This is a genomic window from Dyadobacter sp. Leaf189 (genome assembly GCF_001424405.1).
In the GTDB taxonomy this organism is placed as follows: domain Bacteria; phylum Bacteroidota; class Bacteroidia; order Cytophagales; family Spirosomataceae; genus Dyadobacter.
Genome location: NZ_LMPS01000005.1, coordinates 575,509 through 589,704 on the forward strand (window position 1 = coordinate 575,509; position 14,196 = coordinate 589,704).

The following is a 14,196-nucleotide window of genomic DNA, read 5'->3' on the forward strand; positions in this document are numbered from 1 at the left end:
TCTTGATTTAGATTTTGGATGAAGCTTAAAGAACCTTTGCTTCTGTTTGCAGCAGCCGAATCAGTGTCTCAGCCTCTGCTGCCGGGATCATCTTGCAGGCTCCTTTTGGAGCAGGAAGCGAGTAGGCCACAGGCGCGCTCATTTCCTCCGTTGCCACCGGCTCCACCACTTTGAGAGGCTTTGTTCTGGCTGTCATAATCCCGCGCATATTCGGAATTTTCCATTCTGCAATCGGTTCCTGGCAGCCGAGTACAAGCGGCAGGTTGGCTTTGAGGATCTCCTTTCCACCATCAATTTCACGCGTGATCGTGGCTGTGCTGCCTTCCAGTTCCAGTTTCATGACGGGCGAGTAGGAGTTGATCCCCAGCATTTCACCGACCATTCCGTGCACCACGCCGCTATTATAATCGATGGATTCCCGGCCCATTAAAATCAGGTCGTAGTTTTCCTCCCGGGCAATCGCCGCGATCTGCACCGCAGTGAAGTAGGAATCCAGCGGCTCTGCATTGATACGAATAGCATCATCTGCGCCGATAGCCAGCGCTTTGCGGATCTGCGGCTCTGCATCGGCTTCTCCTACGTGCAGCACCGTGAGCGTACCGCCTGTTTTTTCCTTCAATTCAACACCCCTTGCAAGTGCATAATCGTCGTAAGGCCCGATAATATATTGCACCCCCGCTTTGTTCAGCCGGGTATTGTTATCGGTGAAAGTTATTTTGGATGTTGTATCGGGTACATTGGTAATACAAACGAGAATTTTCATGAGTATTTGGTTACCTGTATTATGTTTGTGACAAAACCTTTGACGGGCAAATTAAAGGAAATAGAAATAGTATGCAAGCATAATACTTTGCAATGAGCAGCACATTACTGACCAACTTACTGGCATTTTACGAGGAGGATCCCAACGATCCATTTAACATTTACGCACTTGCAATCGAGTACATGAAATCGGATGCAGGTCAGGCGGAAGTGTATTTTAACAAACTGCTGGATGGTCACGCAGATTATCTTCCAACTTACTATCACGCTGGCGCATTTTTTGCAGAAAGTGGCGAGGTTAAAAAAGCTGAGGAAATTTATCAGAAAGGTGTGGAACTTGCTCGGAGGCAAAACAATGCCAAAGCGTTACGTGAGTTGCAGGGTGCTTACAATAATTTACTCGACGAGCTCGAAGACTGAGTTATTTTGTGTAAAAATTTGGATAAATGCCCTAAAATGCGCTATATTCGTGTATAGTTCTATATTTTGCCAGCGACTCTCCGGCATTTATAATTCTTCCTCATCAATATTTAGCCCGATTTTTTAAAATAGCTTTCCTTGTAGGTCACCGGGAGAGACATTTACTTATGCACAGCATTATGGAAAAAGAACTGTTTATACCACAAGTAGTAAAGTGGGCCAAAGCCCACGGATTTAAGGACATTCAGGCTAATATAGAAGGCTACGAAACCCCGAAATCCTATGAAAGGGCAGCCGACAATGCTAAGTTTACTCCTGACGTTACGGGAGTGAATATGTTCAACAGACACTACCTGGAAGTCTCTATCAAGAGCGATCAGATGAGAGGCAATATCTCCAAATGGAAACTGCTGAGTGAATTGGCAGGAATGAAAGGGGCAAAGCTGTATCTTATGGCGCCACGCGGGCACGTACGTTTCACACGTGAGATCATTGACCAGTACAACATTCCCGCAGAAGTGGTGAAAATTGACTGACCAAATTGAAATGCAAACAGGTGGCGCTTCTCTAAGGAGCGTCACCTGTTTTTTGTGCATCCTGGGATTTTGAATGGTTTGTTAATAGTCAGGTTTTGTCATTGAAGTGTCATTAAATGACAAAAACAAAACTCTACACTTCTGGATACTTCCATTCCCCGCGGTACTCCCGGCTTAGCAGCTTGTTTGCCTCTGCATCGCCTTCGATCGTTTCTTTTTCTCCGTCCCACACAATACTTCTGCCGAGCTTGTAAGACAGCATTCCCAGCAGCGCCACGTTTGTCGAACGCTGGCCCACCTCGATCTCGCAGATCGGCGGCTTGTTGGTTTTAATTGAATTCAGGAAATTGGCCCAGAGTTCCTGGATATTCTGATCGTCGGGCTTATTCAGCTTCGCATCTTCGTGGATAACGGGCTTTTTCGGGTCAGTCGGATAGAATGTCCATCCGTCTAGCCAGCCCATGTGGAAAGTACCTTCCGTTCCGTAGAAATAAACGCCAACAGCTTGCTGAGGGTGGGTTTTCTCCGCATTGTTTGCGGCAAAATTACGATGTTCCCATTCCAGCGTAAAGCCGTCGAAATCGTAAACAGCTACCTGGTGATCGGGCGCGTCCGTATTATCCTGGCGAATTGCGCGACCTCCGGTGGAGTATATCTTCTTCGGGTACTTCTGCTCCGACCACCACAAAACCTGATCAAGCCAGTGAATTCCCCAGTCGCCCAGCGTACCGTTGGCAAAGTTGAGGTAATTACGAAACCCTCTTGGTGTGATCGTCTTATTATAAGGTACCAAAGGCGCAGGTCCGCAGTAAAAGTCCCAGTCAAGACCTTGTGGCGGCTCCTGATCGGGCGTTTTCTGTCCCGGGCCTCCGCCATAATGAACAAATGCACGCGCCATTCCAATCTTGCCCGCTTTCCCGGATTTCAGAAACTGCATTCCTGAAACATTATGAGGCGAGACGCGCCTGTGCGTACCTACCTGCACAATTCTGCCGTGTTTGCGCGTGGCGTTTACCATTGCACGTCCTTCTTTAATGGTGTGCGAAATGGGTTTTTCCACGTACACGTGCGCACCTGACTCTATTGCCGCAATGCAGCAGAGTGCGTGCCAATGGTCCGGCGTGGCAACGATCACGATCTCGGGCTTTTCCTTCGCCAGCATTTCACGATAATCCCTGTACAGCTTCGGCTTATCTGGTGAGAGCTTGGAAAAAACTTCCGCACACGTTTTCAGCTGGTTCTGATCTACGTCACAAAGCGCCACCAGCTTTGACTCGCCTGCCTGCATGGCGCAACGCAGGATATTGGTACCCCACCAGCCCGCACCGATCAATGCAGTTTTGTACGGAGATGCTCTCCTCAGGGCAGTTAATAACGGCAGCGAAGAAAACGCCGCTCCCGCCAATGCAGATTTTTCAATAAAACTCCTGCGATCCATAATTTTATAATATCGTTTGTTGGGATTGGAAGATGCTCACTCATTCAATCATTTCTCATTGCTTCCCCTTCAACTTCTCCACCAGCCAGTTATTCATAATATCTCTCTCTTCCTGGTAAGTCCAGTGGCCGGTATCCTGGTACAGTTTCAGTTCTTTGGGCGCGGTGGTTACGTTGTAGGCAGCATACATGGAAGTAGGCGGACAGGTTTCGTCGTTAAAACCCCATATGTACAATCCAGGCACTTTTACGCGTCTTGCGAAATTAACCACATCATAGTAGCCCACAGTCGCCACTTTCGCATTCGTATTATTGACACTAACTCCGTTTTTGTCAAAGTAATGAGGCCAGCCGCCTGCCCGGCCGTGCAGGTAACCCGTTACATCACTCAATGCAGGGTAAAATGCGCCCAGCCATTTTACGCGGGGATCGAGACCGGCTGTTACGATTGACAATGCGCCACCCTGGCTGCCGCCGGTAACCGCAAGGTTGGTGCCGTCGAACTGCGGCAGACTAACAAGGAAATCGTTGGCACGCACGCAACCGAGATATACCTTTTTATAGACGAATTTGTCCCTGTCGTCAAGATTGTAAGCAGGATACCCGTTCAAAGCACCTTGTCCAAGATCAATGTAAACCGACGGGTCCATTGTGACCGGAATCCCGTGAATGCCGATTTCGAGTGTGATAATCTCCTTATCAGCAGTGGCGACGTCACCATAATAGCCACGGACTCCCGCACCAGGTACCCGCAGTAATGCAGGATATTTACCTTCCTTTTTCGGGATACTCAAAATACCGTAAACCCTTACACCTGGTCTGTTATTTTGCAGGTTAAGGTGATACACATTTGTTTTTTCTGTGCAGCGCTCAGGCAGCAGCGTCATTTTTGCATCCATTGGTACAGCAGCCAGCTCCTTTTTTGCATTGGCCCAGAATGTATCGAAGTCTTCCGGGTTTGAAACCGTCGGCTGAATTTTCAGTGGTTCAAATGCGGCAGTAGCCAGACCGCGGAACTCGCCTCCGTCTACATTGGCCCAAACAATACACCTCAGAAAACCGGGTGCTTTCAATGTGCCGCCGTCAATGGTCAGTTTTCCATCGGCAGCAGTTTTGCTTTCTTTAATAGTCGGGTCCATCTTCTCCAACCCAATTTCATATCGCAGCTGCGCATTTTTGACCGGAAATCCATTTCTCAGGACTTGTACGGTGAACTGCACTTTTTCGCCCGTTTTGTAAGTCCAGTCCTCATGATTGGTACTCACAATTACTTCCACGGGCCGGCGCGCGGGCTGTGCCTGAAGTGTCAGGACGGTTAGCCAAAAGAAAAGCTGGCAGAGCAGGAGACGATTTTTCATAGAATAATAAATGATCTTTCTTATTTGTAAATAGATTTAGAGATGAAGGGTAAAGTTGCAAAACCACGAATTCTTTGTCTGAACGATGATAATTTTTCAAAATCAACCCAAATTTGCTTTGTCAACCGAAGTTGTTTTTTGATTCAAATCCGCAACAAATTGGAATTAACAAGAATAAATAAGTTTATCAGCGAGACAGGTTACTGCTCACGCCGCGAGGCCGACAAGCTGATTGAGCAGGGAAAGGTTACATTAAATGGGAAAGTGGCGGTGCTAGGCGACAAGGCTTCGGCAGCTGACGATGTACGTGTGAATGGAAAACTCCTGAAAGCGAAAAAGGCAGGAGTGTACATCGCATTCAACAAGCCGGTGGGAATTACCTGTACTACGGAGAAAAATGTAAAAGGTAACATCATTGACTATATCCGCCACAAGGAACGCATTTTCCCGATCGGCAGACTGGACAAACCTTCGGAAGGGCTGATATTCCTGACCAGCGACGGAGATATCGTCAACAAAATCCTGCGCGCCGGCAATAACCACGAGAAAGAATACGTGGTGACGGTCAACAAGCCCATTACCGACGGGTTCATCGAAAGAATGGGCGCAGGCGTTCCGGTACTCGGAACGGTCACGCGGAAGTGCGTCGTAGAAAAGGAGGGTAGCTTCGTGTTCAGGGTCATTCTTACACAGGGACTTAACCGGCAGATACGCAGAATGTGCGAATTCCTGGGGTACCAGGTGACTAAATTGAAAAGAGTGCGTATAATGAATGTGACACTTGACGGTCTGCCGGTAGGTAAGTGGCGCGATCTCACTGAGGAGGAAATGGCGGAAATCAATGCGGCCGTCGAGAGTTCTGTTAAAACACAGGAAGGTTCGGTGATTGACAACTGGGAAGAATAAGAAAATGTCGGGTTGTAGCCGGCTCGCTGCGTGAAAAGTTTATCGGATTTATTTAAATTTAAACGTAAATATTCATATAGCCAGTCACTTGCTGCCATGAAGTACCTCCCGCTTTTTCTGTTTACTACATTGCTGGCTGTTTCCGCAAATGCACAATCCGGCAAAAACACTTACCAGGTAAAAACAGGAAATGACGCAAATAAGGTGATACCCTACGAAGGCCGGTACCAGTTCCCCGACTTTCGCGACGGGGAGGTATTTTTCAGGAATGGTAATAGTTCGAGGGCAAAGATGAATTACAACAGGGTGCACGGAGAAGTGATGTTTATCAGTCCGGCGCGTGACACCATGCTTTTCGCCAACGCAGATTACATCAATCACATTTTGATTGCAAACGACATTTTCTACTATCAGAAGGGCCACGGACACGTGCGACTCGAACGCGATCTCGGTGATGTGAAGCTGGGCAGAAAGGAGTTTCTTGCCAAAATGGATCACGAAAAAAATGCTGCTTACGGGCAGTACTCGTCTACGTCCGCGATTTCCAGCTACTCTACTTTTGTAAACTCAACTGGTGAATACCAGTTTTTGAATGTCAACGAGAGAGTAATGCTCGCCAGGCGCGCAGTCTTTTTCTTTATTGATAAAAACAACATATTATATGTTGCCAACCGGAACAATCTCCTGAAAGTTTTCCCATCAAAAAAGAGCGCAGTTAACAAATACCTCCGGGAAAACCAGGTGAACTTCGAATCAGCAGGAGACCTGGAAAAAGCGATTGTTTTTTGCAATGAGCTTTGACGTTTAATAGTCATACACAAAAGATGAGACCGAATAATAATTAGAATGAAACCGTTAAATAGTGGGTGGGCCAACATGTAATTTGTAACATCCGCTTGAACTTTATACTTGTGCCAAAATCAACCAAAATGGCGCAGTTATGAAAAAAATCTCCCTTCAATTTGCAGCATTATTGACGATGCTCTTCCTTTTTAGCTTCTCATGTGAAGACCACGTGGTGCCTCAAACGCCGGAAATAGTGCCGGTTCTCTCGACATTGCCTATGGATATTTCAGCCGGAGGAAAGCTGAATCTCAGAATGGCATTCCAGAACTTGGGAAATGTCCAAATCACGTCCTATGGTATAGCTTATTCGCCAGCATTCTACGATCTCAGCTTATCATATTCGGAGATGCCTACGATAGATTATGAAAAGCAAGAGTTTACAGGAAGTCCCGCGCTTGGAAACCTAAGCAATTCCGCGGCAACTGCGCCTAAGGGCTTTTTTGCATTATACTATCGCGCCTATGCAATGTTAGGCAATGGAAAAACTGTTTACGGAAACGTGATGAAGTATAGCCCGGACCTTGGGGGAAAGGCGGTAGTAGAAGTGTTCGGAAGCCCTGAACTTAACAAGCCTTATAACACCGGATATATTGTCAAGGACATAGGAAGCAAGGTAATACTGGAATATGGACTAGTTTATTCGTACAATGTTGCCGCTAATCAGGCGATAAATCCTGCTCCGACTGTGGCTGATCATAAAAATGCCACAATGGCAAACATACTAGCTCCAAAAAACGAAATGCTCCTGGGAGTCAAGCTAGCGATTACAGAGCCTGCTCTCAATGAAATGTATATCAGATCTTATGTAATCTACGCAGACCAAACTGTGGATTATGGTAAGTTCACCCTTCACGTAAAGAAGTAACAGCAGAGAGAACCTGATCTAAATCGAAATCAAAAAGCCATTTCAGGTAATGAAATGGCTTTTTGATTTCTTGGCACAACGAACTACATCAAAATATTATTCACCGCCGTAATAGGCGCGGGAATGGAAGTCTCATTTAGCATTTCACGCAAATCGATCTCGATCGTGCGGCAGATTGACGTCATAGGGACATCGTTAATCGCGTTTTCAAAGGGATTTTCGCTTGTATCTCCCACAATTTCCATTGTATGGAAAACCCACGCGATCAGGACATAACTTGGTATCGCCAGAAAAATCAATCCGTCGCCCAGCTTGGCAAATTCATTGATCAGCCCGAATGGGAGGGCAAGAATGAAAAGCCACACGAACACTTTGCTGAAATATGCATACTGGCGGGGAAAAGGAAAGTTCTTGATCCGCTCGGCAGCGCCCTGCTGGTTGTAAAACTCCTGCACCAGGTTCATCATATGAAAGTAAAACAGCTCATTGATCCGCCCCGCCCGGAACTCGTCGTCGAGCTGCTTCGCCTGCGCTTTCATAATATGGGTCGCCGGGTTTTTGCGGGTCTGGTAGAAGGCGGCTTCGTCGGCAGGTAAAAAGCGGTTTAGCATATCCGGCATCGACTGGTCGGCGGGAATGTGCTGTTCTTCCACGACTGCATTGGCCGTCGCGCCCGGATCGTTCCAAACGCTTTTAGACCGCAACTGAATGCGGACTGCATTAACGTAAGCAATGTGCCGGTGGATCAGTTGCGCCTTCACTGATCCTTTACCCGTCCCTTCGGATTGAATGTAGGTACAAGTTGTTGCACCGAAAGTGCGGCTCGCATTTACGATCGCGCCCCAGATGCGGCGTGCTTCCCACAGCCGGTCGTAAGACGAATTGTTTTTAAAACCCACGTAAAAGGCAACCGCGGTACCGATCAGACCAATCGGGACAAATGAAACGCCGAGCGTGTGGCCCGACAAATAGCTTATCGCGCAAAGTGCGGAGGCGTAAAGGAAAAAGAACACCAGGGTTTTCCAGGCGAAGGAAAGGACGATTCCCAGCTTGATCTCGCGGGCAGTATACATGGTAGTTTAGTAGAAATTGTAATGCTGCAAATCTTTCCCTTTTTCTCCTAAGCCGAGCCGACTTTCTGGGCGAAGCGGAAATAATGCAAATCAAACAGCCAAATTGCAAGTGTAAAACGGGCTTCCTGTATCCTTATATCAGTCTTCAAACCACTTTTTAAACACCGGAACGCGTTCCTTGCTGATCAGGATCTGGTTCGGCGAAACCGGGTTTGTGCGCAGAAGCAGCCTTCCATTGAAGTATAGCTCAATTTCCTGGATACATTGTCGTGAGATGATAAACTGGCGGTTTGCACGGAAAAAGTTGGTGGGGTCCAGTTGATTTTCGAGTTCTTCGAGGGATTTGTCTATGACAAAATTACGGTCGTCATGCAGGGTAGCTACTACCACGCTGTTACGGATTGTAAGCCACGCAAAATCCACATCGCGCAGCGGGATCAGCTTGTCACGATAGGGGACCAGGAAGCTCTTGCGAGGGTTTCGCCGGTTCAGGATTTGGGTATGCATTAATTCTTCAAGATACTTCACCTTGTTGATCGCATTCTCCTCATTGAGCTGGTAGTACTTGTCAAGACTGAATTTCAATGCCTCCTGCCTGATGGGTTTGAGCAGGTAATCGATGCTGTTGAGCTTGAATGCGCGCAATGCATATTCGTCATGTGCGGTAGTAAAAATTACCGGGCAGCCGATTGATATTTGTTCAAAAACCTGAAAGCAGGTACCGTCGCCCAGCTGTACATCCAGGAAGATCAGGTCGGGTACAATGTTGTTGCTAAGCCAGTTTACAGCCGTTTCAACACTTTCCAGGATATCCAGGATTACAGTTTTCGGATCGATCTTTTGGATCAGCTGTGTCAGGTATTGCCCTGCGGGTTGTTCGTCTTCAATGATCAGGATTCTTGTCATGGAGCTTCAATCAGAGGAATTTTTACTGTAAACTGTTGTTCGTCTTCAATCAGGGAGGGTTTCTGGCCGGTCTGTATCTTATAGCGCTTGTCGAGATTTTGCAATCCGATGCCCGTTCCTCCCGAATTGGCTTTTTTGTTAATCGTATTCATTACAATCACCTGCTTTTCCTGCTCGTTCAGCCGGATTTCGATAAACAGGACCTGCGTACTTGTAATCACATTGTGCTTGATCGCATTTTCAATCAATATCTGCAGGGACAATGGGACCACATACCATTCCTTTCCCGTTTCGGTGTCAATGAAGTCGAAAGCCATTTTGTCGCCAAAGCGCGCCTTGTGCAGGTCGAGGTAAGCACGCGCCGCCGCCAGCTCGTCGGTAAGCAGCACAAGTCCCTGGTTTTGTACTTTCAGATTGTAACGAAGGATATCCGACAAGTCGAGTACAATGCGTTGCGCCAGGTCGGGATTGGTGGCAATGGAGATATTCAGGATGTTTAATGCATTGAAAAGGAAATGCGGATTAAGCTGGTTGCGCAATGCTTCGAGCTGCGCTTTAAGCTGCTCCCGTTTGAGCTGCTCATTTTCCAGCCCGATCTCATGGTTTGCCTGGGTGGTCAGCAAGAAGTTGCGGTAACCCAGGATCGCGAGCAGCAATAATATATGATAGAGGTAATAAACTACCCTGAAAATGATCATATTGGTATTATCCTCGTCCAGCGCGAGTTTGAGCTGAAAGAGAATCTCGTTGATCGCAAAGAATAGTAAGACGAGGAGCCCGGCTTGTACCCACTTGCTTTGCCGGTTAAACCAGCTCGGCTTCTGATAGGTGTAATGCAGGCAGATGTAAATGAAAATCCAGGCGAACTCGAAGCTGATGATGAACTGAATGCAGATGTCGAGAAGACCACTCCCAATCCGCGCAGGATTGAAGAGCGCCGGCCACACGAATATCAGCCGGGGAATTGTGGCAAAAAGACTTAAAATGAAACAGAGACGCCAGCCCAAAGACATCCCGTTCCGGTAATTCATGTCGGGGGTCATGCCACGTTGCTAAGTATTGCTGCTGCCGACAAAGTTGATTTTCTTGATGTAAATAAACTGTTTTGGATCAATGCGGCGAGACGAACGATCAATTCCATCTCGGCTTCTGACCAGATCCTGAGATCAAATGTATCTTCCACTGCGATGTAGGCGATCCATTTGCCTTCCAGCGTCAGCGGTACAGCCAGCAGCGATTGAATATCATGGCGGCTCAGCCACTTGCTTTCACTTACTGGCAGTTCGGATACCAGTTCAGTAACTACGTTACCCGCCTCAAACAGGGGCCGCCACCTGGAAAAGTAGGGGATATCAAGGGGGCTTTGGGAAAGCGAATGTTTGAGAGAGACGCCCGAACCCGCAGCTTCTGCTTTTTTTACGATATGCAATCCGCCGTCGCCGGCATTTTGCGCCACGCACAGGTACATTCTGCCCAGGCTCATTACTTCTGTCACCAGTTCAAATGTGCTGGTAGCAGCTTCGGAGGCAGTCAGCTCCGGACTGTCGAGCAGCTCGGCGCAGCGGGCTAGTACCTTTCTGTAAAGATCATCGTTGCTCTGTAAATGCTGGCTGATCTTCTGTTCTGCGTTGCTGCGCCATTTGGCCAATGTATTTTCCAAAGCCGGGATCCAGCCGAGCTTATCGTAACAGTTCATGTAATAATTGGTGTCAGTTACAGCGAGCGTGAGCTGTGAGGTAACCGGACAATGCGTTTCCGACATCACGAGGCAGGGCAGCTGGCTGCCAAGCAGGTCGGCCAGGTCGGTGATCTTACCGTCGGGCAGTACGCAATTAGATATAAGCAGGTCGTATTTGGCTTCGTAGAATGCTTTGATCGCCGATTGTTTGGAATCTACCTTTTTGATCTGAAACTGGTAACCGGCATAGCTCAGGGAATCTTCCAGGAGATTCAGCCACTCGCGTTGGATGGCAACGATCAGGAGGTTCAAAGGTTTCATAACTTAGAGCAAGGTGTATTCTTTAAGATTGTATTGGCAATCGCGCCTGAATCTTCTCAAAATCGTACCGGTCTGAGAATTACCGGGTTCGCTTGATGAAGGTCTGATTTTTCCCGGTGCGTGTGTTTCAAGTGTGGGGGCTGTCAGTTTACAACGCAGTGCGCAGCAAACTAGTGTTTTGCAAGTATACTGATAAAGGTAGAAATATTACTATTGTTTTCACGGATAACCACACAAAAAAGCGGCAAAAAGTCAATTCTCCAAAATGCTTCTTTTTTCTTCAATGCTTTACTTTTCGGCTTCGCAGACTTTTCAGAAGGTTCAGATATCGATTTAAACGGTTCAGCAAATACCCGGCGGTTTGAGGTCTGGAATCAACCGGTTCACCGTGGTATTTTTCAGTTTCGATTATTATTTGAATCCTGCTCGCTAACCGTGTCGACATATTTGTACACCGAAAGCACACACGCCGCTACTATTTTACTCAACGTTCCTTTTTTGTTTTAATACAACTACCCTTAAAAACACTCATTATCTATGTCAAAAAAAATACTTGCCGTCCTGTCAGAATACGGATATTGGGGTATTGAGTTGGTTGGACCGCTCGAAAAGCTGGAAGAAGCAGGTTACACTGTTGAATTCATCACCCCCAATGGCAAAAAGGCAGAAGCCCTTCCGCCAAGCTATGACACTACTTATGTAGACCCTCCTCTAGGTGTTTGTGTAACGACACCAATCGCAGCTGAAAAAGTAAAAGCGTTTGAAGCAAGCAACAGACTTGAAAACAGGCTTAACCTGTCGGAAGTAATTCCACAACGTCCGTATTTCTCAACTCCCGACTTTCTGAGAGCATTCGAGAAGTACTATGCTGACCTGAAAACCGCCCAGGAAAATGTAACCGAAGAGTATGCTGCATTGCTGCTCGTAGGCGGCAGCGGGCCGATCATCGATATGGTCAACAACCAGCGCGTACACGACCTGACCCTTGCTTTTTACAACAAGAAAATGCCTGTGGCAGGAATTTGCTACGGCGTGGCACCACTTGTTTTCGCAAGGGATTTCAACGAAAGAAAATCGATCATCAACGGCAAGCACGTAACTGGTCACTGCATTGAATACGATTACCACGACGGTACCGGCTTCCTGCACACAGACCTGAACATGGGGCCCCCACCATATGTCCTTGAATACATCCTGACAGATGCAGTAGGGCCGAACGGACAGTACCACGGCAATTTCGGTAAGGAAACTTCTGTTATCGTCGACTATCCATTTATTACCGCGCGCTCGCTGCAATGCTCATTTGAGTTCGGAGAACAGTTTGTAAACGTATTGGATAAAGGGCTCACCCGTTATGGCTGGTAAAACCGGAAATCAGAAGATTATTGAACAGTTCCTGGCCGACGGAATGGACTTCATGTTCGGGAACCCGGGTACAGTGGAGCAGGGTTTCCTTGACGCACTGGCCGAATATCCGGACATGAAGTATATACTTACCCTGCAGGAGACCATCGCAGTAATGATGGGCGACGGATATGCAAGGGCTACACAGAAACCAACCCTGGTGCAGCTGCACAGCTCGCCCGGGATCGGAAACGCAGTAGGAGCGATTTACCAGGCAAAAAGAGGCCACGCGCCGCTTGTTGTAATCGGGTCTGACGCCGGTGTGCAGTACATGAATATGGATGCACAAATGGCCAACGATCTGGTGGCAATGATGGCACCTGTGACCAAGTATGCTACCATGGCAACTTCGTCCAAATCACTGCTGAGAACATTACGCAGGGCGATCAAGATTGCTACTACTGCACCAATGGGGCCTGTTTATGTGTGTTTGCCTATGGACGTGCTGGACGAGCTCAACGATGAGCCGGTATTTCCAAGCTGCATTCCATCAACCCGCGTTTTACCACATTCAGACCTGATCCGCGAAGCTGCCGAGATATTGCTCAATGCAGAAAAGCCCATGATCTTCGTCGGCGACGGCGTAGCTTATTCCGACGCGATTCCTGAGCTTACCAAAGTGGCAGAGCTGCTCGGCGCAGAAGTTTACGGCGTGGAATTCGGCGACGTGGTGATGGATAATACGCACCCGCTTTACCAGGGTACCACCGGTCACATGTTCGGATCTTACAGCCACCCGATCACAACGAAAGGTGATGTGAACCTCATCGTAGGTACTTATATGGTACCCGAAGTTTTCCCTGAGCTCGGTGACATTTATGCACCCGAAGCGAAAGTGATCCACTTTGACCTGAATGCATACGAGATCGCCAAAAACCACCGGGTTGACCTGGGCGTGGTAAGTGATCCCAAGCTCTCGCTGGCGGAACTCGCCGAGGTACTTGAAGCGATGATCTCGACGGACCAAATGGCCGAAGTAATTCAGCGTATAGAGGAGATCGGTACCGCGAAGAGTGAAAAGATAGCGAAGGAGAAAGAAGCTGACCAGCAATATTCAGGATCGCCGCTGCGTATGGCGCAGTTCTCGAAAGTACTTGCAGAGAAGCTGAACCTGGACGAGACCGTTATCTTCGACGAAGCCCTCACCAGCTCGCCCGCTGTAAGCAGATACATTCCTCAAAAAGCAGCAGGACAGTATTTTACAACCCGCGGAGGATCATTGGGCGTAGGATTTCCGGGCGCTATCGGAGTGAAGCTTGCAAACCCTGAAAAAACGGTGATCGGCTTCTCCGGCGACGGCGGCAGTATGTACACGATTCAGACATTATGGTCGGCTGTTCGTCACAATGCCGGTGCCAAATTCGTAGTCTGCAACAACGGTTCCTACAAGCTTTTACAGCTCAATATCGACCAATACTGGAAGGAGCGCGAAATTGATAAACATCCATTCCCGCTTCCATTCGACCTTTCTTATCCGGCAATCCGTTTTGACATTCTCGCGCAGTCAATGGGCGTAGAGGCAGTTCGTGTTGAGAAAGAAGAAGATATTTTACCGGCAATCGAACGCATGCTGGCAGATGATAAGCCATTCCTGATTGACCTCGTCCTGGAAGGTGACCACAAATCTGACTGGGTGAAAGTGAACTGTTCACAATAAGCGATTACCTAAACCTCCACTTGTAAA

14 protein-coding genes are annotated in these 14,196 nt (G+C 47.8%); 7 read left to right on the forward strand and 7 right to left on the reverse strand.

Features of this window, described 5'->3' with window-relative positions:
- Positions 1-25 precede the first annotated feature (25 nt).
- Positions 26-763: an electron transfer flavoprotein subunit beta/FixA family protein gene (locus tag ASG33_RS16810; RefSeq protein ID WP_056287686.1), complete on the reverse strand. Its 738-nt coding sequence runs from the start codon at positions 761-763 to the stop codon at positions 26-28.
- A gap of 92 nt (positions 764-855) precedes the next feature.
- Here ASG33_RS16810 and ASG33_RS16815 point away from each other — a divergent pair, with 92 nt between their 5' ends.
- Together ASG33_RS16815 and ASG33_RS16820 are read left to right on the forward strand one after the other, a co-directional pair.
- Entirely contained in the window at positions 856-1,182 is a 327-nt protein-coding gene (locus ASG33_RS16815; protein ID WP_056287688.1) for a hypothetical protein, read from the forward strand.
- A 179-nt stretch (positions 1,183-1,361) separates the two neighbouring features.
- A complete protein-coding gene (locus ASG33_RS16820; protein WP_056287689.1) occupies positions 1,362-1,718 on the forward strand; it encodes a hypothetical protein in 357 nt (118 codons plus the stop codon).
- 133 nt (positions 1,719-1,851) lie between these two features.
- Here the strand turns inward: ASG33_RS16820 and ASG33_RS16825 are convergent, their stop codons facing one another.
- Both ASG33_RS16825 and ASG33_RS16830 read right to left on the reverse strand, forming a co-directional pair.
- Positions 1,852-3,156 carry a Gfo/Idh/MocA family protein gene (locus ASG33_RS16825; RefSeq protein ID WP_056287691.1) on the reverse strand — a complete coding sequence of 435 codons (1,305 nt, stop codon included), beginning with the start codon at positions 3,154-3,156 and terminating at the stop codon, positions 1,852-1,854.
- A 55-nt stretch (positions 3,157-3,211) separates the two neighbouring features.
- Positions 3,212-4,513 (reverse strand): acetylxylan esterase, encoded by a 1,302-nt coding sequence (locus tag ASG33_RS16830; protein ID WP_056287693.1) that lies wholly within the window; start codon positions 4,511-4,513, stop codon positions 3,212-3,214.
- Positions 4,514-4,672: 159 nt separating this feature from the next.
- Between ASG33_RS16830 and rluF the strand changes: the two genes are divergently transcribed.
- From rluF to ASG33_RS16845, 3 genes are all read left to right on the forward strand, one after another.
- Positions 4,673-5,419: a 23S rRNA pseudouridine(2604) synthase RluF gene (gene rluF, locus ASG33_RS16835; RefSeq protein ID WP_056288601.1), complete on the forward strand. Its 747-nt coding sequence runs from the start codon at positions 4,673-4,675 to the stop codon at positions 5,417-5,419.
- Positions 5,420-5,515: 96 nt separating this feature from the next.
- Positions 5,516-6,220 carry a hypothetical protein gene (locus tag ASG33_RS16840; RefSeq protein ID WP_056287695.1) on the forward strand — a complete coding sequence of 235 codons (705 nt, stop codon included), beginning with the start codon at positions 5,516-5,518 and terminating at the stop codon, positions 6,218-6,220.
- A 139-nt stretch (positions 6,221-6,359) separates the two neighbouring features.
- Complete coding sequence (locus ASG33_RS16845; protein WP_056287697.1) at positions 6,360-7,130, forward strand: hypothetical protein; 771 nt, start codon at positions 6,360-6,362, stop codon at positions 7,128-7,130.
- Positions 7,131-7,213: 83 nt separating this feature from the next.
- Here the strand turns inward: ASG33_RS16845 and ASG33_RS16850 are convergent, their stop codons facing one another.
- From ASG33_RS16850 to ASG33_RS16865, 4 genes are all read right to left on the reverse strand, one after another.
- Positions 7,214-8,203 carry a bestrophin family protein gene (locus tag ASG33_RS16850; RefSeq protein WP_056287698.1) on the reverse strand — a complete coding sequence of 330 codons (990 nt, stop codon included), beginning with the start codon at positions 8,201-8,203 and terminating at the stop codon, positions 7,214-7,216.
- 138 nt (positions 8,204-8,341) lie between these two features.
- Positions 8,342-9,109, reverse strand: a complete 768-nt coding sequence (locus ASG33_RS16855; protein WP_056287700.1) for a LytTR family DNA-binding domain-containing protein — start codon at positions 9,107-9,109, stop codon at positions 8,342-8,344.
- On the reverse strand, positions 9,106-10,152 hold the full coding sequence (locus ASG33_RS16860; RefSeq protein ID WP_056287702.1) for a sensor histidine kinase: 1,047 nt from the start codon (positions 10,150-10,152) through the stop codon (positions 9,106-9,108). The genes ASG33_RS16855 and ASG33_RS16860 overlap by 4 nt, the downstream gene beginning before the upstream one ends.
- On the reverse strand, positions 10,149-11,108 hold the full coding sequence (locus ASG33_RS16865) for a GAF domain-containing protein (RefSeq protein ID WP_056287704.1): 960 nt from the start codon (positions 11,106-11,108) through the stop codon (positions 10,149-10,151). The genes ASG33_RS16860 and ASG33_RS16865 overlap by 4 nt, the downstream gene beginning before the upstream one ends.
- Before the next feature lie 537 nt (positions 11,109-11,645).
- Between ASG33_RS16865 and ASG33_RS16875 the strand changes: the two genes are divergently transcribed.
- Both ASG33_RS16875 and ASG33_RS16880 read left to right on the forward strand, forming a co-directional pair.
- The gene (locus ASG33_RS16875; RefSeq protein WP_056287707.1) at positions 11,646-12,473 is read left to right on the forward strand and encodes a type 1 glutamine amidotransferase domain-containing protein; all 828 of its coding nucleotides are present in this window, start codon (positions 11,646-11,648) and stop codon (positions 12,471-12,473) included.
- On the forward strand, positions 12,463-14,169 hold the full coding sequence (locus ASG33_RS16880; protein WP_056287709.1) for a thiamine pyrophosphate-binding protein: 1,707 nt from the start codon (positions 12,463-12,465) through the stop codon (positions 14,167-14,169). Before ASG33_RS16875 ends, ASG33_RS16880 begins: the two co-directional genes overlap by 11 nt.
- The last annotated feature ends 27 nt before the right edge of the window (positions 14,170-14,196 follow it).

Excerpts from the sequence above, each read along its gene's own strand:
- ASG33_RS16810 (WP_056287686.1), bottom strand. The coding sequence starts at position 763 with ATGAAAATTCTCGTTTGTATTACCAATGTACCCGATACAACATCCAAA.
- ASG33_RS16815 (WP_056287688.1), top strand. The coding sequence starts at position 856 with ATGAGCAGCACATTACTGACCAACTTACTGGCATTTTACGAGGAGGAT.
- ASG33_RS16820 (WP_056287689.1), top strand. The coding sequence starts at position 1,362 with ATGGAAAAAGAACTGTTTATACCACAAGTAGTAAAGTGGGCCAAAGCC.
- ASG33_RS16825 (WP_056287691.1), bottom strand. The coding sequence starts at position 3,156 with ATGGATCGCAGGAGTTTTATTGAAAAATCTGCATTGGCGGGAGCGGCG.
- ASG33_RS16830 (WP_056287693.1), bottom strand. The coding sequence starts at position 4,513 with ATGAAAAATCGTCTCCTGCTCTGCCAGCTTTTCTTTTGGCTAACCGTC.
- ASG33_RS16840 (WP_056287695.1), top strand. The coding sequence starts at position 5,516 with ATGAAGTACCTCCCGCTTTTTCTGTTTACTACATTGCTGGCTGTTTCC.
- ASG33_RS16845 (WP_056287697.1), top strand. The coding sequence starts at position 6,360 with ATGAAAAAAATCTCCCTTCAATTTGCAGCATTATTGACGATGCTCTTC.
- ASG33_RS16850 (WP_056287698.1), bottom strand. The coding sequence starts at position 8,203 with ATGTATACTGCCCGCGAGATCAAGCTGGGAATCGTCCTTTCCTTCGCC.
- ASG33_RS16855 (WP_056287700.1), bottom strand. The coding sequence starts at position 9,109 with ATGACAAGAATCCTGATCATTGAAGACGAACAACCCGCAGGGCAATAC.
- ASG33_RS16860 (WP_056287702.1), bottom strand. The coding sequence starts at position 10,152 with ATGACCCCCGACATGAATTACCGGAACGGGATGTCTTTGGGCTGGCGT.
- ASG33_RS16865 (WP_056287704.1), bottom strand. The coding sequence starts at position 11,108 with ATGAAACCTTTGAACCTCCTGATCGTTGCCATCCAACGCGAGTGGCTG.
- ASG33_RS16875 (WP_056287707.1), top strand. The coding sequence starts at position 11,646 with ATGTCAAAAAAAATACTTGCCGTCCTGTCAGAATACGGATATTGGGGT.
- ASG33_RS16880 (WP_056287709.1), top strand. The coding sequence starts at position 12,463 with ATGGCTGGTAAAACCGGAAATCAGAAGATTATTGAACAGTTCCTGGCC.